Source organism: Bacillus sp. PK5-006 (assembly GCF_054161415.1).
Window position 1 is genome coordinate 1,203,767 of sequence record NZ_CP096414.1, and the last position, 17,017, is coordinate 1,220,783.

General features: G+C 42.1%; 15 protein-coding genes and 1 other annotated feature. Of the genes, 14 read left to right on the forward strand and 1 reads right to left on the reverse strand.

What is annotated here, in order from left to right:
- Window positions 1-4: 4 nt before the first annotated feature.
- The 3 genes from dltC to M1D84_RS06180 all read left to right on the forward strand — a co-directional run bounded on the left by dltC (window position 5) and on the right by M1D84_RS06180 (window position 1,922).
- Window positions 5-241: a D-alanine--poly(phosphoribitol) ligase subunit 2 gene (dltC, locus tag M1D84_RS06170; RefSeq protein ID WP_024423191.1), complete on the forward strand. Its 237-nt coding sequence runs from the start codon at window positions 5-7 to the stop codon at window positions 239-241.
- Complete coding sequence (gene dltD / locus M1D84_RS06175) at window positions 241-1,407, forward strand: D-alanyl-lipoteichoic acid biosynthesis protein DltD (RefSeq protein WP_025092477.1); 1,167 nt, start codon at window positions 241-243, stop codon at window positions 1,405-1,407. The genes dltC and dltD overlap by 1 nt, the downstream gene beginning before the upstream one ends.
- 95 nt (window positions 1,408-1,502) lie before the next feature.
- Window positions 1,503-1,922 carry a YkvA family protein gene (locus M1D84_RS06180; protein WP_024423190.1) on the forward strand — a complete coding sequence of 140 codons (420 nt, stop codon included), beginning with the start codon at window positions 1,503-1,505 and terminating at the stop codon, window positions 1,920-1,922.
- 32 nt (window positions 1,923-1,954) lie between these two features.
- Here M1D84_RS06180 and M1D84_RS06185 read toward each other — a convergent pair whose 3' ends face one another.
- Window positions 1,955-2,998, reverse strand: a complete 1,044-nt coding sequence (locus M1D84_RS06185; RefSeq protein ID WP_034621158.1) for a lactonase family protein — start codon at window positions 2,996-2,998, stop codon at window positions 1,955-1,957.
- A gap of 432 nt (window positions 2,999-3,430) precedes the next feature.
- Between M1D84_RS06185 and ilvE the strand changes: the two genes are divergently transcribed.
- From ilvE to clpX, 11 genes are all read left to right on the forward strand, one after another.
- Entirely contained in the window at window positions 3,431-4,345 is a 915-nt protein-coding gene (ilvE, locus tag M1D84_RS06190) for a branched-chain-amino-acid transaminase (protein WP_122631800.1), read from the forward strand.
- Window positions 4,346-4,353: 8 nt separating this feature from the next.
- Window positions 4,354-4,599, forward strand: a binding site (T-box leader).
- Window positions 4,600-4,721: 122 nt separating this feature from the next.
- Window positions 4,722-6,446 carry an acetolactate synthase large subunit gene (gene ilvB, locus M1D84_RS06195; protein WP_025092480.1) on the forward strand — a complete coding sequence of 575 codons (1,725 nt, stop codon included), beginning with the start codon at window positions 4,722-4,724 and terminating at the stop codon, window positions 6,444-6,446.
- The gene (gene ilvN, locus M1D84_RS06200; RefSeq protein ID WP_007501584.1) at window positions 6,443-6,961 is read left to right on the forward strand and encodes an acetolactate synthase small subunit; all 519 of its coding nucleotides are present in this window, start codon (window positions 6,443-6,445) and stop codon (window positions 6,959-6,961) included. Before ilvB ends, ilvN begins: the two co-directional genes overlap by 4 nt.
- Before the next feature lie 18 nt (window positions 6,962-6,979).
- Complete coding sequence (ilvC, locus tag M1D84_RS06205) at window positions 6,980-8,008, forward strand: ketol-acid reductoisomerase (RefSeq protein WP_332284059.1); 1,029 nt, start codon at window positions 6,980-6,982, stop codon at window positions 8,006-8,008.
- Window positions 7,995-9,548, forward strand: a complete 1,554-nt coding sequence (locus tag M1D84_RS06210) for a 2-isopropylmalate synthase (protein ID WP_024423186.1) — start codon at window positions 7,995-7,997, stop codon at window positions 9,546-9,548. The genes ilvC and M1D84_RS06210 overlap by 14 nt, the downstream gene beginning before the upstream one ends.
- An 18-nt stretch (window positions 9,549-9,566) precedes the next feature.
- Window positions 9,567-10,664, forward strand: coding sequence for a 3-isopropylmalate dehydrogenase (leuB, locus tag M1D84_RS06215; protein WP_283859532.1), 1,098 nt, complete (start codon window positions 9,567-9,569; stop codon window positions 10,662-10,664).
- 40 nt (window positions 10,665-10,704) lie between these two features.
- Window positions 10,705-12,120 (forward strand): 3-isopropylmalate dehydratase large subunit, encoded by a 1,416-nt coding sequence (gene leuC / locus M1D84_RS06220; RefSeq protein WP_025092482.1) that lies wholly within the window; start codon window positions 10,705-10,707, stop codon window positions 12,118-12,120.
- Window positions 12,121-12,133: 13 nt separating this feature from the next.
- A complete protein-coding gene (gene leuD, locus M1D84_RS06225; RefSeq protein WP_024423183.1) occupies window positions 12,134-12,733 on the forward strand; it encodes a 3-isopropylmalate dehydratase small subunit in 600 nt (199 codons plus the stop codon).
- A gap of 125 nt (window positions 12,734-12,858) precedes the next feature.
- Window positions 12,859-13,866 (forward strand): DNA damage checkpoint antagonist DdcA, encoded by a 1,008-nt coding sequence (ddcA, locus tag M1D84_RS06230; RefSeq protein ID WP_283859531.1) that lies wholly within the window; start codon window positions 12,859-12,861, stop codon window positions 13,864-13,866.
- Between the two features lie 240 nt (window positions 13,867-14,106).
- Complete coding sequence (gene tig / locus M1D84_RS06235) at window positions 14,107-15,381, forward strand: trigger factor (protein ID WP_024423181.1); 1,275 nt, start codon at window positions 14,107-14,109, stop codon at window positions 15,379-15,381.
- A 251-nt stretch (window positions 15,382-15,632) separates the two neighbouring features.
- A complete protein-coding gene (clpX, locus tag M1D84_RS06240) occupies window positions 15,633-16,898 on the forward strand; it encodes an ATP-dependent protease ATP-binding subunit ClpX (RefSeq protein WP_024423180.1) in 1,266 nt (421 codons plus the stop codon).
- The last annotated feature ends 119 nt before the right edge of the window (window positions 16,899-17,017 follow it).

The following is a 17,017-nucleotide window of genomic DNA, read 5'->3' on the forward strand; positions in this document are numbered from 1 at the left end:
AATTATGGAATTTAAAAATCAAGTATACGGTATTATTGCAGAGGTTTGTCAGGACGACGTTGTGAAAGAAAATCCAGAGATTGCGATTTTTGAAGAAGGTCTTCTTGATTCATTTGGTACAGTAGAACTGCTTATGGCAATTGAAAGTCAACTCGGAATCACTGTTCCGATTACAGAATTCGATCGTGATGTGTGGGATACGCCGAATCATATTGCTGAGCAGCTGGCAGAGATGAAGTAATGAAAAAGCGTTTTTTTGGGCCGCTTATTTTAGCGGCTGTTCTATTCATTGGTGTTCTTCTTGTACCAAATGCATGGCTCTCACACCTGATCCCAAAAGACAAATTACAAAAGTCAGCCACAGAATTAGATCCAGGGATGTTCCAAGGGCTCTATTTACAAGATGAAATGCTAAAAGATCCAACTTATTTGCCGATCTATGGATCTTCTGAACTATCACGTTTTGATCCATATCACCCTTCGAATTTCTTTCATGAGAATCCTCAAGGGTTTACACCTTATCTTATTGGAAAAGGTGGATCGCAATCATTAATTCATGCGATGAACTTCGCAGCGCATATGGATGAATTGAAAGGGAAGAAGCTTGTATTTATCGTGTCCCCGCAGTGGTTTGTGAAATGGGGATCTGACGAGAATCACTTTGCACCTAACTATTCAGCGCTTCAAGCGCTGAATCTTGCCTATAATAAAGAAATTGATCCAACTGTGAAAAAAGAGCTGATTAAAAGAATCATGAAATTTAAAGCAGTCAAAAACGACATGGTGATTACAGAGCTTTTTAAAGCAGAGCTATCTGGGAACAAGTTCGCTTATGGCGCGATTTCTCCTATTGCGAAAATGTACTATGGCATGCTTCAAAAGAAAGACATGTACTATACGATTGGATCGGGGCATGAGCGCAAGCTTCAACCGTCTCCTTCAGTCAAAGGAAAAACATGGGCTGAGCTTGAAAAAGAAGCGAGCATTTTTGGTGCGAAAAGAGCAGGGGACAACCCGTTTTATATTAATCAAAAACTGTTTGACCACAAGCTGAAACCGATCATGAAAAAGATGAAAGATTCCCGTGAAGGTCATTCTTATGCGGAATCACCAGAATATAAAGATTTTCAAATCATGCTTGATATTTTAAAACAGGCAGGGGCAAAGCCTTTGTTTGTAACGATTCCTGTCAACGGAAAGTGGTATGACTACACCGGTTTTCCGAAAGAAGGCCGTACAGGTTATTATGAAAAAATCAATCGTCAAATTCGAGATAATGGGTATGAAGTCGCGGATTTGACTAAGCATGAGTACGATCCATATTTCTTTAAAGATACGATTCATGTGTCTTATAAAGGATGGGTGTACATCGATAAGGCAATTGAAAAGTTTTACAAAGAGCAGTAGAATGCAGCAGCTTTCTGCTGCTTTTTGTTTGTCGAATCGGCGGATATCTTGTATAACTAAGGGAAAAGGGCTATGCTGTAGATGGAGGCGATATGATGAATCGTTCTGAGAAAAAAGAACTATTAAAGCGTTCGAAGAAGCATTTTAATGATCATGCCTTTTGGGAAAAGTTAAAAAAGACGGCACAAAAAGCTGGTGTCTCTCTTGTCTATGCTGTGCTATTACTTTACTATACATTGCAAAAACCCGAAGTGCCGGTCAAAGCAAAGACCTTGATTATTGGAGCACTCGGCTATTTTATCCTTCCACTTGATCTCATTCCGGATACATTGATTGGTGTCGGCTATACAGATGATTTAGGAGCCATTACATTTGCTTTGCTTCAAGTAGCAATGTACATTGATGATGATGTGAAAGGGAAAGCAAAAGACAGACTGTCAAAATGGTTCGGCGAAAAAACCGATACGTCTTTGATTGATCAAAAGCTTGAAGATGGCGGTATGCCGTCTGTATAAAGAAAAGCCTCCGTTATTGGAGGCTTTTTTCTTTACCCTAAAAATTTCACGCAAACTGGATGAGGGACGGTAATGTCTGATTGTAAGACAGTGAGTCGTCCTGTTTCTTTGTCGCGTTTGTATAACACAAGATTGCTAGATTCTTGGTTTGAACCGACGAGGAATTCTTCTGTTGGATCAAGTACAAAATCTCTAGGCCAGTTTCCTTCAGAAGAAGCAATCTCGACTAGGCTTAATTGGCCATCAGCGTCTGTTTTAAAAATCGCAATGCTGTCATGACCGCGATTTCCTGCATAAACAAATTGTCCGTCTGAAGAGACATGAATGGCACTTCCTTGATTGTTCTCCGTAAAATCGCTTGGAATGGTCGCGATTGTTTGGATCTCTTCAAAATGACCATCTTCAAAGTAACGAAGCACAATGACCTCTGAGCTTAGCTCTGTCATGACATATGCCACAGGTTTCGTTGGGTGGAATGTGATATGACGAGGTCCGCTGCCTGGCTTTGTTTCAAATGTATGAGCAAGCTCAAGTTTGCCGTCTTCTTTCTTATACGTATAAATTCCATCTGTTCCAAGGTCAACAGCCACTGCAAATTGTTCATCTGGCGTGAGACCCATAAAGTGAGTGTGCGGCTTTTCCTGACGATCTTCGTTAGGGCCAGTTCCTTCATGCTGCGCCTGTGAGAGCGTGCGGATCACTGAGCCGTTTTCAGCATCGATTTCATACATCTCTGCTGTCCCTTTATGATAGTTCGCTGTATACGCCGTTTTCGTTTGACTGTCCACGCTGACGTGGCAAGGAGAAGCTCCATCGGCAAGCTCTTGGTTGATGAAGTGAAGTCTGCCTGTTGTTGAATCAATTTGATACGCAGCAAGGCCGCCCTGTGATCCTTTTTTCACAACAGCATAAACAAACTTTTGATCCTCTGACACGGTTAAATATGTAGGATTTTCAAGTTCAGCAGCAACTTCTACTTGCTCAATCTGCTGCTTGTCCGTATTTAATGTAAACGTATAAACACCTTTACTGTCTCCCTTTGTATACGTACCGATATAACCTCTGATGTTAGCCATGTATTGCCCTCCTTCTATTAGATGCTCTCATTCTATCATAAATTCATAGGAAAACGCTTTAGAAAGGCATGCCAAAAGAAAAACAAAGCCAAAGAAATCTCACAATATTCATCAAAAATGTTGTGAAAAAATATCACAAAAGTTTTCTCAAAAGAAAACCGTTCATGTAAAGTAAATAAATTGAAGAAAAAATACAAAAAATTTTAAGTTTTTTCATTCCTTGTCTAGCAAAGGTGTAAGCGTATACATTTAATTTTGATTAGTCTAAATTGTCTAATAATTTTAAAAATGCTGTTGACACTGTATGGAAAGCGGCGTAAGATGGGTTCAACAAAAGCTAAACAAACACGCAGTGCAAGCGAGAGACACTTCAATATAAAGTGTCTGAAAATTCAACTACTTTTTGTTTGAAAGAGAGGGTGCTCACTGAAAATGGAAGACCAAAAGGAACAGTGGATCTTTTTAAACGATGAACTCGTGAAAAAAGAGGATGCGAAAATTTCAGTTTACGATCATGGCTTCTTATATGGCGACGGTGTTTTCGAAGGGATTCGCGTGTATAACGGAAATATCTTTCGAATGAAAGAACATTTAGACCGCCTGTATGATTCCGCTAGATCCATTATGCTGAACATTCCATATTCACTTGAGGAACTCACGGAAAAAATGATTCATACCGTTGAAAGGAACGGCCTAAAGGATGCCTATATCCGCCTTGTCGTCTCAAGAGGAGCAGGTGATCTTGGGTTAGATCCTAACAACTGCGGGAGAGCCAATACAGTGATCATTGTAGAGCCGCTGGCCATTTTTCCAAAGCACCTATATGAAACGGGTATTGATATTGTGACGGTTCCAACAAGACGAAATCGTCCAGATGTCCTTAGCCCAAAAGTGAAATCATTAAATTATTTGAATAACATTCTTGTCCGAATCGAAGCCCATATGGCCGGTGTGAGTGAAGCGCTGATGCTGAACGATCAAGGGTACGTGGCGGAAGGTTCTGCAGACAACGTGTTTATTTATAAAAAAGGTAAGCTTTTTACACCGCCAGGTTATATTGGCGCACTTGAAGGCATTACAAGAAATGCCATCATGGAGATTGCAGAAGACTTAGGCTACGAAGTGAAAGAAGAACCATTCACAAGACATGATGTGTATACAGCTGAAGAAGTATTTCTAACAGGAACCGCAGCCGAAGTTATCGCCGTTGTAAAAGTTGACGGCCGTACAATCGGTGAAGGAAAACCTGGGTTCCACACAAACAAACTTCTTGAACAATTCCGTAAGCGAGTAGTTGAAGAGGGAGAAAAAGTCGTTTTTGCAGATGAAAACATTCATGCAAGTTAAATAGATATCGATAAACGTTGAAGAGGACTAGTAGCTTTAGAGTCAGTATCTACAGAGAGCCGGTGCTAGCTGGAAACCGGTGTTACTTTCTAAAGTGAACTCACCTCTGAGTGTCTGCTTGAAATGATAGTAGGGCAGGCCGAGTGACATTGCTCACTCGTTACCAAAATGGACGAAAGATGTCCATGAGACGGCAGCAGGGTTGCCGTGAACAAGGGTGGTACCGCGAAAAACAAAGCTTTTTCGCCCCTTTGACCTAGTGAAAAGTAGTGTCATTGTGGGGTGAGAAGGCTTTTTTATATGGTCTCATATCTCTATCTTGAATGGAAAAGGGTGAAAGGACTTGACTGAAGCAAGACAAAGAGGAGGAAATCAAATGGGGACAAATGTACAAATGGAGACGGAAAAATCAAAAGCACCACAAACGATGAACGGTGCACTCATGTTAATTGAAGCACTCAAAAGAGAAAAAGTAGAAGTCATTTTTGGCTATCCGGGCGGAGCAGTTTTGCCAATCTACGATAAAATTTACGATTCTGGTTTATTTCATGTCCTGCCAAGACATGAGCAGGGAGCGATTCACGCAGCAGAAGGATACGCAAGAGTATCTGGTAAACCGGGTGTGGTCATTGCCACATCAGGGCCGGGAGCGACAAACCTTGTGACAGGAATTGCAGATGCGATGATTGATTCACTTCCCCTTGTTGTATTCACAGGGCAGGTGGCAACGTCAGTCATTGGATCGGATGCATTCCAAGAAGCAGATGTACTCGGCATCACAATGCCAATTACAAAGCACAGCTACCAGGTAAGGAATCCAGAGGAATTACCAGGTGTCATTAAAGAGGCATTCCATATCGCAACAACAGGCAGACCTGGTCCAGTCTTAATTGATATTCCAAAAGATGTCGCAGGCATTGAAGGAACCTTTGAATATGATCAGCCAATTGATTTACCTGGTTATCAGCCAAAAGTAGAGCCGAACTATTTGCAAATTCGCAAATTAGTAGAAGCTGTCAGCAGAGCGAAAAAACCAGTCATTCTAGCAGGAGCCGGCGTTCTTCATGGCAAAGCATCTGAAGAATTAAGACAGTATGTAGAGCAGCAGCAAATCCCAGTCGCTCATACATTGCTTGGACTTGGCGGATTCCCGGCAAAGCATCCTCTTTTCCTAGGGATGGCTGGTATGCATGGCACATATGCAGCGAACATGGCTCTTCATCAATGTGATCTGCTCATTTCAATCGGAGCAAGATTTGATGACAGGGTAACAGGCAACCTCAATCATTTTGCGAAACATGCGAAGGTCGCTCATATTGACATCGACCCAGCGGAAATCGGCAAGAACATTCATACCCATATCCCGGTTGTTGGAGACAGTAAGCTCGTTCTTGAAGAACTGATCAAGCAAGACGGGAAGCAAGGGGAATCAGACGAATGGAAAAATCAATTAGATCAGTGGAAGGAAGAATATCCACTCTGGTACGTTGAAAACGAAGCAGAAGGCTTTAAGCCTCAAAAGCTGATTGAATACATTCATCAATTCACAAAAGGTGAAGCCATTGTCGCAACTGATGTGGGACAGCATCAAATGTGGGCGGCACAGTTCTATCCATTTGAAAATGCAGATAAGTGGGTCACATCTGGAGGTCTTGGCACAATGGGCTTCGGATTACCAGCAGCCATCGGCGCTCAGCTGGCTGATCAAGAGGCAACTGTTGTAGCGATTTTAGGAGACGGAGGTTTCCAAATGACCCTGCAAGAACTTGCCGTTATCCGTGAGCTGAACCTTCCAGTCAAAGTGATTGTACTCAATAATCACAGCCTTGGAATGGTAAGACAATGGCAAGAAATTTTCTACGAAGAACGCTACTCACATTCTAAATTTTCAGAGCAGCCAGACTTCGTCAAATTATCTGAAGCTTATGGCATTAAAGGAATCAGAATCTCATCAGACGAAGAGGCGAAAGAAAAGCTTGAAGAAGCCTTAACCTCTAGAGAGCCTGTTTTCATCGATGTCAATGTAGCGCGAGATGAAAAAGTATTCCCGATGGTAGCACCGGGGAAAGGACTTCATGAGATGGTGGGGGTGAAACCTTGAAAAGAATTATTGTGTTGACTGTATTAAATCGATCAGGCGTACTGAACAGAATCACAGGCCTCTTTACTAAAAGACACTACAACATTGAAAGCATTACGGTCGGCCATTCTGAGATTCAAGATGTATCACGCATCACGTTCGTCGTCCATGTAGACCAGGAGAAAGACATCGAACAGCTGACAAAACAGCTGAACAAACAAATCGATGTTCTGAAAGTAACAGACATTACAAACCAATCAATCGTTCAGCGAGAGCTGGCTTTGATAAAAGTCGTATCTGCACCAGCATCTAGAATGGAGATCACGGGTGTCATTGAACCGTTTAGAGCTTCTATTGTAGATGTGAGCAGAGAGAGTGTCGTCATTCAGGTGACAGGTGAGTCTTCAAAAATTGAAGCACTCATTGAATTACTTAAGCCATACGGCATTAAAGAAGTCGCCAGAACTGGCACTACGGCCTTTGCGAGAGATAATCAGCAAAAGCCGCAAACAAATAAAACAATTTCAATTGTCTAAACAAAAGGAGAGAGTCAAATGGTAAAAGTATATTATAACGGTGATATTCAAGAAAACGTATTAAATGGTCAAAAGGTAGCAATCATTGGTTACGGTTCACAAGGTCATGCACATGCATTGAACTTAAAAGAAAGCGGCGTAGATGTGATCGTCGGCGTAAGAAAAGGCGGATCTTATACAAAAGCACAAGAAGACGGCCATCAAGTATTCACAGTAAAAGAAGCAGCAGCACAAGCAGACGTCGTGATGGTACTACTTCCAGATGAGCAGCAAAAGAAAGTATATGATGAAGAAATCAAAGATCAATTAGAAGGTGGCAACTCACTTGTATTCGCACACGGATTCAACGTTCACTTCCATCAAATTGTTCCTCCAAGTGACGTAGACGTGTATCTTGTAGCGCCAAAAGGACCAGGACATCTTGTGAGAAGAACATATGAGCAAGGCGCTGGTGTACCTGCCCTATTTGCTATCTATCAAGATGTATCTGGCCAAGCGAAAGACAAAGCACTTGCTTATGCAAAAGCGATCGGCGGAGCAAGAGCGGGCGTTCTTGAAACAACATTTAAAGAAGAAACAGAAACGGATCTATTCGGTGAGCAGGCAGTTCTTTGTGGAGGCCTTACTTCACTAGTAAAAGCAGGATTCGAAACGTTAACAGAAGCTGGTTATCAGCCAGAGCTTGCATACTTCGAGTGTCTGCATGAACTAAAATTGATCGTTGACCTTATGTATGAAGAAGGATTAGAAGGCATGAGATATTCAATCTCTGATACAGCACAATGGGGTGACTTCGTATCAGGACCACGCGTTGTGGATGCAAAAGTAAAAGAATCAATGAAAGCTGTTTTGACTGATATCCAAAACGGAACATTTGCAAAAGAATGGATTGTTGAAAACCAAGTGAATCGTCCACGTTTCAATGCGATCAATGCAAATGAAAATGAGCACCAAATTGAAATCGTTGGTAGAAAGCTTCGTGAAATGATGCCTTTCGTTAAACAAGGAAAGAAAAAGGAAGCGGTGAGCGTCGGTGCGGAAAATTAATTTTTTTGACACAACACTTCGGGATGGAGAGCAATCACCAGGAGTGAACTTAAATGCACAAGAAAAGCTAATCATTGCAAAGCAGCTTGAGCGCCTTGGGGTTAATATCATTGAAGCGGGATTTCCCGCTTCATCCCGAGGGGATTTCTTAGGCGTACAAGAAATTGCAAGAACGATTAAAAACTGTTCTGTTGCTGGTCTTGCACGATGTGTGAAAGGTGACATTGATGCTGCATGGGAAGCATTAAAAGATGGAGTGGAGCCAAGGCTTCATGTCTTTATTGCCACTTCTGATATTCACCTGAAGCATAAACTAAAGAAAACACGTGAAGAAGTCGTAGAACAGGCTGTCGCAATGGTGAAATATGCGAAAGAACGTTTTCCAGTTGTCCAATGGTCGGCAGAAGATGCGTGCCGTACAGATCTTGCTTTCTTGGCAGAAATTGTAGAAAAGGTCATTGACGCTGGGGCGAGTGTCATTAACTTGCCAGATACAGTTGGATACCTAGCGCCAAAAGAGTACGGAAACATCTTTAAATATATGAAGGAACACGTTCCAAATATCGACCGCGTCAACTTGTCCGCTCACTGTCACGATGATTTAGGAATGGCTGTGGCAAACTCACTTGCTGCCATTGAAAATGGAGCAGATCAAATTGAAACGGCTGTCAACGGAATTGGCGAGCGCGCTGGAAATGCCGCTTTAGAAGAAATTGCAGTAGCTCTTCATATTCGAAAAGACTTTTACCAGGTCGAATCAACGATTCAATTGAATGAAATTAAGCGTACAAGTGATGTAGTGAGCAAATACTCAGGAATGATTGTGCCGCGTAATAAAGCAGTCGTTGGAAACAACGCATTTGCACATGAATCAGGTATTCACCAAGATGGCTTCCTCAAAGAAAAAACAACCTATGAAATTATTTCACCAGAGCTTGTCGGCGTGACAACAGATGTGCTTGTCCTTGGAAAACACTCCGGAAGACACGCGTTTAAAGACCGTATGAAAACACTAGGCTTTAAACTAACGGAAGACGAAATCAATAAATTCTTTGAGACTTTCAAGAACTTGACAGAGAAGAAGAAAGAAATTACCGATGATGACTTGATCTCTATTATATTAGAAGAAAAAGTAGCAGACCGAAAAATTGGCTACGAATTTGAAAGTCTGCAAGTGCACTATGGAACAGAACAAATGCCAACAGCAACAGTTTCTCTGAAAAACCAAGAAACGCAGGAAGTCATTCAAGAAGCAGCCACAGGTGCAGGCAGTGTAGAGGCTGTGTACAACACGCTTGAGCGCTGTATGGAAGAAAGAATTCATTTGCTGGACTACCGCATTCAATCAAATGGAAAAGGCAGAGATGCACTAGCAGAAGTATATGTCACTGTTTCAATAGAAGGAAAAGAAACAGCAGGACGCGGTGTAGCGCAAGATGTACTTGAAGCATCGGCAAAAGCTTACGTCAATGCAGTGAACAGACATTTAATCTTCAAATCAAATCTGATTGAAATTGAGAAACATCACGCGATCTCATAGGAAAGGAGGAAGGTTCTCATGAAAAAGAAAATTGCACTTTTGCCCGGCGATGGAATCGGACCGGAAGTTGTGACATCTGCAGTCGCAGTCCTTCAAGAGGCAGCGGCTCAATTTAGACACGAATTTGAATTCGAAACTGCGCTCATTGGCGGTATCGCAATAGATGAAAAAAATAACCCGCTTCCAAAGGAAACAGTAGATGTATGCAAAAACGCTGATGCGATTTTATTAGGAGCAGTCGGCGGACCAAAGTGGGATCAAAACCCGCCAGAGCTCCGTCCAGAAAAAGGCCTGCTCGCCATTCGTAAACAGCTGGACTTATTTGCCAACATCCGCCCTGTAAAGGTGTTCGATAGTTTAAGCGAGGCATCACCATTAAAACAGGATCACATTAACGGAGTGGATTTCGTCATCGTTCGTGAATTAACAGGCGGTCTCTATTTTGGTGAACCAAGCGAACGCTATACGGATGATGAAGGAAAAGAAGCTGCCGTTGATACGCTCCTTTATACAAAGGAAGAAATTGTCCGCGTATTAAAAGAAGCGTTCGACATGGCCTTAACGAGACGGAAAAAAGTGACGTCTGTGGATAAAGCGAATGTCCTTGCTTCTAGTAAACTATGGCGGGATGCGGTAGAAGAAGTTGCTGCCCAATATCCAGAAGTTGAATTTGAGCATATGCTCGTCGATAATGCTGCCATGCAGTTGATTTACAAGCCTGCTCAATTTGATGTCATTGTGACAGAGAATATGTTCGGTGACATTTTAAGCGATGAAGCTTCGATGATTACTGGATCACTCGGCATGCTGCCATCTGCTAGTTTATCAAGCACTGGCCTTCATTTATATGAGCCAATTCATGGTTCAGCACCCGATATTGCGGGGCAAAACGTTGCAAACCCTCTGGCAACCATTTTATCAGCAGCAAGCTTGCTTAGAACATCCTTTTCATTAGAAGAAGAAGCGGCTGCAATAGAAGAAGCTGTCGAAGCTGTTCTTGCCTCTGGCAAACGAACAAAAGATTTAGCAGCAAAAGAGGGAACTTATCAAACGACTGAAGAAATCACTAATGCGGTTGTAGACGCACTCAAGCAGCGCGTGCAAACCATTGTGTAAATAGAATCTTGTGGAATTAGGTAGAGGGAGGAAAAGGGTTATGCCTCGAACAATCATCGAAAAAATATGGGATCAGCATGTAGTCAAAAGCGGCGAGGGAAAACCAGACCTTTTATATATTGATCTGCACTTGGTGCATGAAGTGACATCACCTCAAGCATTTGAAGGATTAAGACAAAAAGGACGCAAGGTGAGAAGACCTCAAAATACGTTTGCGACGATGGATCACAACATCCCAACAGTGAATCGATTTGTGATCAAAGATGAGATTGCTAAAAAGCAAGTGAGTGCCTTAGAGCGCAACTGTGCGGAATTTGGCGTTCGTCTTGCTGACCTTCACAGTGTTGACCAAGGAATTGTCCATGTCGTTGGACCTGAGCTTGGATTGACACTTCCGGGGAAAACAATCGTTTGTGGAGATAGTCATACATCAACTCACGGCGCGTTTGGTGCACTTGCCTTTGGGATCGGTACTAGTGAGGTTGAACATGTACTTTCTACACAAACACTTTGGCAGCAGCGTCCGAAAACGCTAGAAATTAGAGTAGACGGAAAGCTTCAAAAAGGGGTAACCGCCAAAGATGTCATTTTAGCCGTCATTGGTGCGCACGGCGTGAAGTTCGGCTCAGGTTATGTCATTGAATACACTGGGGAAGTATTCAGAAACATGACGATGGATGAGCGGATGACCGTTTGTAATATGTCAATTGAAGCAGGCGCAAGAGCAGGATTGATTGCACCTGATGAAGTCACCTTCGAATATTGCCGCGGCCGCAAATATGCACCGCAGGGTGAAGACTTCGAAGCAGCTATTAAAGAATGGGAAGAACTTAGAACAGATCCAGGTGCAACCTACGATAAAACCATTGTATTAGATGGAAATCAGATTTCACCAATGGTTACGTGGGGAATTAACCCAGGAATGGTACTGCCTGTGGATGCATCAATCCCAGGACCTGAGGACTTTGCACAAGAAGATGATCAAAAAGAAGCAATTCGTGCTTACGAATACATGGGTGTCCACCCGCATCAGCGTATAGAAGATATTACGATTGAGCATGTCTTTATCGGCTCATGTACGAACTCAAGAATGACTGATTTACGTCAAGCTGCTTCTATGATTGAAGGACAAAAAGTAGCAGATCATGTCAGAGCGATTGTGGTGCCTGGCTCTCAAAGTGTCAAATTGCAAGCAGAAAAAGAAGGTCTTCATGAAATCTTCCTTGAAGCAGGATTTGAATGGAGAGAATCAGGCTGCAGTATGTGCCTTAGTATGAATAACGATGTGGTACCGGAGGGCGAACGCTGCGCGTCCACATCAAACCGTAACTTTGAAGGGCGTCAAGGGAAGGGTGCGAGAACGCATCTTGTCAGCCCGGCAATGGCTGCAATGGCTGCGATACATGGCCGCTTTGTCGATGTCAGGAAGTTTAATCAAGAGAAAACAGTCGTGTAAGGAGTTGTCATAGATGGAGCCTTTAGTCACTCATAAAGGAAAAGCCGCTGTGCTTAACCGTATCAATGTAGATACAGATCAAATTATTCCGAAGCAATTTTTAAAAAGAATCGAACGAACAGGATATGGCCGCTTTGCCTTTTTCGACTGGCGTTATTTAGCCGATGGCAGCCCAAATCCAGATTTCGAACTAAATCAGCCGATCTATGAAGGAGCATCCATTTTGATCGCAGGGGAGAACTTTGGCTGCGGATCATCTAGGGAACATGCTCCTTGGGCGCTTGATGATTATGGCTTTAAAATTGTCATCGCACCATCATTCGCAGATATATTTCATCAAAACTGCTTTAAAAATGGGATGCTTCCGATTCGCCTTGATTATGATGTGTGGAAAACCTTCGCTGCGTCATATGAGAACAAAGGGTATGAGATGACGGTTGATCTTGAAAAACAGCAGATAGAAGATCATGAAGGGAATATCACCCCTTTTCAAGTCGACCCTCACTGGAGAGAAATGCTCCTAAATGGTTATGATGAGATTTCATTAACATTACTTCTAGAAGATGACATTCAAGCATTTGAAGAAAAGCGCAGCAGCTGGCTGCGCGCTTAAGCAACGAGAAGCTGTCCGCCCGAGGTGTGACGGCTTCTTTTTTGCATGAAAACCTCTCGTTACTTGTGTTTACTAATCTTCGTTGGTAAACTGATAAAAAATATGCGCCCGAAAGGAACGTAAGCATGAAGCATGACAAGAAGAAAGATAATGTCATTTTGTTTCCTGGTCTGAAAGAAAGACTGATTGAAAAAGGAATGGCAGCATTAAAAGATAAACAGTATCAAGAGGCGCTTCACTTGTTTTCAGAAGCTAAATCGTACGATGACGATGAAGAATCCGATATTCACCTTGGAATGGCCATTTGTTTTCTGGAGCTTGGTGAGCTACAGGATGCAAAGCGTGTTTGTGAAAAAATGCTGCATGAAGGATATGGCCACTATTTCACTGTGCTCCAAGTGTATATGACGATCCTTATTCAGCTGAAAGAATATGAAGAAGTCAAACAGACGATTGAGGCTGTGCTCGAGGAAAACCATCTTCCGGCAGAAAGTGCGGAGCATTTTTACAAGCTGCTCGAATTTAGCAGAAAAATGATCGACTCACCTGAAGAGATTTTAGATGAAGATGAGGACGCCGGAAGTGAGGTCAACATAGATGATATGCTGAAGCGTCCGGAAGAACAGGTCCAGTTCATTCATTCATTGAAAGACCGGAATATTACACCGCATATGGGTCTATTAAATACAATCTTACAAAATCCTGATGGGAATCCTTTGGTCAAATCAATGATCCTGCAGCTTCTGGCAGATCATGATGTGGCAAAACCGGTTCATGTGACAAAATTCGGTGATTCTTTAACCCTTATTCCTTCTGAGGCTGTAAAGCCAGAGCAGATGCCGCTCCTTCAGCAAGTCCTTCGTATGCTTGATGACACGCTTGGCAATGAGAATCCGACCCTTTACCAAGCCGTGGAAGAGTTATGGCGCCGGCACTTATTTGTGCTGTATCCATTTCTTCCTAAATACACAGATCCGAGTCTTTGGGCAGCGGCACTTCATAAAGTCGGCTATGAAATGCATGGAATTGAGATTGAACTCGAAGAATTGCATCTATTGTATGAATTTAACGAACGAGAGCTGAGAGAAGCTTGCACAATGCTGAAAGATATTGAGGAAATTTCTTATTTGTAATTTGTCGATTTAGTTGAAAGACGGACTTGTTATGTTATAATATAATGGTTGTATTTGTGCATATATAGTGCAGTTGTCAGATTCCAACGGTTGAAAGACGATATGTATAATCAAGTCAAATGTTGTATACATAATGCAAGCTTCTTAGCGGAGTGCGTGGTTTTTGATTGGACGAAGTCTTTATGATGCTTTAGAATGGAGCAACGCACAATCTGAATAGATTTTTGGAGGGAAACACACATGTCAGTAAAATGGGAAAAACAAGAAGGTAACGAAGGCGTACTAACTGTAGAAGTTGACGCTGAAACATTTAACAAAGCACTTGATGATGCATTTAAGAAAGTGGTTAAGCAAGTATCGATCCCTGGATTCCGTAAAGGGAAAGTACCACGTGGTCTTTTCGAGCAGCGTTTTGGTGTAGAATCTCTTTATCAAGATGCATTAGATATTCTTCTTCCGGTTGAATATCCAAAAGCAATCGACGAAGCTGGTATCGAGCCAGTTGACCGCCCTGAAATCGATGTTGAGAAAATCGAAAAAGGCGAAAACTTAATCTTCACTGCAAAAGTAACAGTGAAGCCTGAAGTGAAACTTGGTGACTACAAAGGTCTTAACGTAGAAAAAGACGACACAGCTGTTACTGATGAAGATGTACAAGAAGAGCTTAAAGGCATGCAAAACCGTCAAGCTGAGCTTGTTGTCAAAGAAGAAGGCGCAATCGAAAACGGCGATACAGTTGTTCTTGATTTCGAAGGATTCGTTGATGGAGAAGCATTCGAAGGCGGAAAAGCTGAGAACTACTCTCTTGAAGTAGGTTCTGGTTCATTCATTCCTGGTTTCGAAGAGCAATTAGTTGGTCTTGAAGCTGGCGCTGAAAAAGACGTAGAAGTTACATTCCCAGAAGAATACCATGCTGAAGACCTTGCAGGTAAACCAGCTGTATTCAAAGTGAAAATTCATGAAATCAAAGCAAAAGAACTTCCAGCACTTGACGATGAGTTCGCTAAAGATGTTGATGAAGAAGTAGAAACGCTTGCTGAGTTAACTGAAAAAACGAAGAAACGTCTTGAAGAAGCAAAAGAAAACGAAGCAGAAGGAAAACTTCGTGAAGAGCTAGTTGCGAAAGCTTCTGAAAATGCGGAAGTTGACATCCCACAAGCGATGGTTGACACTGAGCTAGACCGCATGATGAAAGAATTCGAACAACGTCTTCAAATGCAAGGAATGAACCTTGAGCTTTACTTCCAATTCTCTGGACAAGATGAAGATGCGCTGAAAGAGCAAATGAAAGAAGATGCTGCTAAACGCGTAAAATCTAACCTAACACTTGAAGCAATTGCTGCTGCAGAAAACTTACAAGTGTCTGACGAAGAAGTGGAAGAAGAACTTTCAAAAATGGCTGAAGCATACAACATGCCAATTGAAAATATCAAACAAGCGATCGGATCTACTGAAGCAATGAAAGAAGATCTAAAAGTTCGTAAAGCAATTGATTTTCTTGTAGAAAACCGTTAATATGGTGCATAATAATAAAACAGGGCGCGAGTGACTCGTGCCTTGTTTTGTACAATTTTTGACTTATCATCGCTTCTTTTGGAAACGATAGTGTAAGTCGCATCTTTCTGTCATACATATCTCAATGTGCAGTGTTAGAAACACATCGTTACCGTCTTTTAGGAAAGTATGGTAAAATGCATACATACTGGACCCAGAAAGGTAGCTGACTGTTAGCTACAGGCAAGTGAAGAAGAATAAGGGGTGAAAGAATGTTTAAATTCAACGAGGAAAAAGGTCAATTAAAATGCTCGTTTTGCGGAAAAACGCAAGATCAAGTGCGTAAACTGGTCGCAGGACCTGGCGTATATATATGTGATGAATGTATCGAGCTTTGCACGGAAATAGTTGAAGAAGAGCTCGGCACAGAGGAAGAAGTTGAATTCAAGGATGTTCCGAAGCCTCATGAAATTCGGGAGATTCTTGATGAATATGTCATCGGACAAGACAATGCGAAAAAATCCTTAGCTGTAGCGGTGTATAACCACTACAAACGGATCAATTCCAACAGCAAGATTGATGATGTTGAGCTTTCGAAAAGTAATATTTCTATGATTGGACCAACAGGAAGCGGTAAAACATTACTTGCACAAACACTCGCACGTATTTTAAATGTTCCATTTGCGATCGCAGATGCAACATCATTAACTGAAGCGGGGTATGTTGGTGAAGACGTAGAGAATATTTTACTAAAGCTGATCCAGGCAGCGGATTATGATGTGGAAAAAGCGGAAAAAGGCATTATCTACATCGATGAGATCGATAAAGTAGCAAGAAAATCAGAAAACCCTTCTATCACTCGCGATGTATCTGGGGAAGGCGTCCAGCAAGCCCTTTTGAAAATTCTTGAAGGAACAGTCGCTAGTGTACCGCCTCAAGGTGGACGTAAGCATCCGCATCAAGAATTCATTCAAATTGATACGACGAACATCCTCTTCATTTGTGGAGGAGCCTTTGACGGGATTGAGCAAATCATCAAACGCCGCTTAGGTCAAAAAGTAATTGGATTCGGTGCGGAAAATAAAGTCGAAGATCTTGAAAAAGAAGTCCTTCTATCAAAAGTACTGCCAGAAGACTTGCTTCGCTTCGGTTTAATACCAGAATTCATCGGTCGTCTGCCGGTTATTGCAAGCCTAGAGCCGTTAGATGAAAAAGCACTTGTAGAAATCTTGACGAAGCCTAAAAATGCGCTTGTTAAGCAATATACAAAAATGCTTGAGCTTGACGATGTAGAGCTTGAATTTGAAGAAGATGCTCTTAGCGAAATTGCGAAAAAGGCAATTGAGCGTAAAACAGGAGCTCGTGGTCTTCGCTCGATCATTGAAGGCATCATGCTTGATGTCATGTTTGACCTTCCATCTCGTGATGATATTGAAAAATGTGTCATCACTGGTGCAACGGTTGCTGATGGTGAGCCGCCGCGTCTTGTGTTAAAGGATGGCACAGTCGTTAACAAAGATACTAAAACATCTGCATAAGAGAAGTCTCGCTCCTGAATCATTTTGATTCAGGAGTTTTTTATTTATCGTAGAAGACGTGTTTATTCCGTCCAGCTCTAGGAAATACTAGCAGACAGAAACCAATACATACGATAGAT

Bases quoted from the DNA above. Each gene is read 5' to 3' on its own strand.
- dltC (WP_024423191.1), top strand. From the start codon at position 5: ATGGAATTTAAAAATCAAGTATACGGTATTATTGCAGAGGTTTGTCAG.
- dltD (WP_025092477.1), top strand. From the start codon at position 241: ATGAAAAAGCGTTTTTTTGGGCCGCTTATTTTAGCGGCTGTTCTATTC.
- M1D84_RS06180 (WP_024423190.1), top strand. From the start codon at position 1,503: ATGAATCGTTCTGAGAAAAAAGAACTATTAAAGCGTTCGAAGAAGCAT.
- M1D84_RS06185 (WP_034621158.1), bottom strand. From the start codon at position 2,998: ATGGCTAACATCAGAGGTTATATCGGTACGTATACAAAGGGAGACAGT.
- ilvE (WP_122631800.1), top strand. From the start codon at position 3,431: ATGGAAGACCAAAAGGAACAGTGGATCTTTTTAAACGATGAACTCGTG.
- ilvB (WP_025092480.1), top strand. From the start codon at position 4,722: ATGGGGACAAATGTACAAATGGAGACGGAAAAATCAAAAGCACCACAA.
- ilvC (WP_332284059.1), top strand. From the start codon at position 6,980: ATGGTAAAAGTATATTATAACGGTGATATTCAAGAAAACGTATTAAAT.
- leuB (WP_283859532.1), top strand. From the start codon at position 9,567: ATGAAAAAGAAAATTGCACTTTTGCCCGGCGATGGAATCGGACCGGAA.
- leuC (WP_025092482.1), top strand. From the start codon at position 10,705: ATGCCTCGAACAATCATCGAAAAAATATGGGATCAGCATGTAGTCAAA.
- leuD (WP_024423183.1), top strand. From the start codon at position 12,134: ATGGAGCCTTTAGTCACTCATAAAGGAAAAGCCGCTGTGCTTAACCGT.
- ddcA (WP_283859531.1), top strand. From the start codon at position 12,859: ATGAAGCATGACAAGAAGAAAGATAATGTCATTTTGTTTCCTGGTCTG.
- tig (WP_024423181.1), top strand. From the start codon at position 14,107: ATGTCAGTAAAATGGGAAAAACAAGAAGGTAACGAAGGCGTACTAACT.
- clpX (WP_024423180.1), top strand. From the start codon at position 15,633: ATGTTTAAATTCAACGAGGAAAAAGGTCAATTAAAATGCTCGTTTTGC.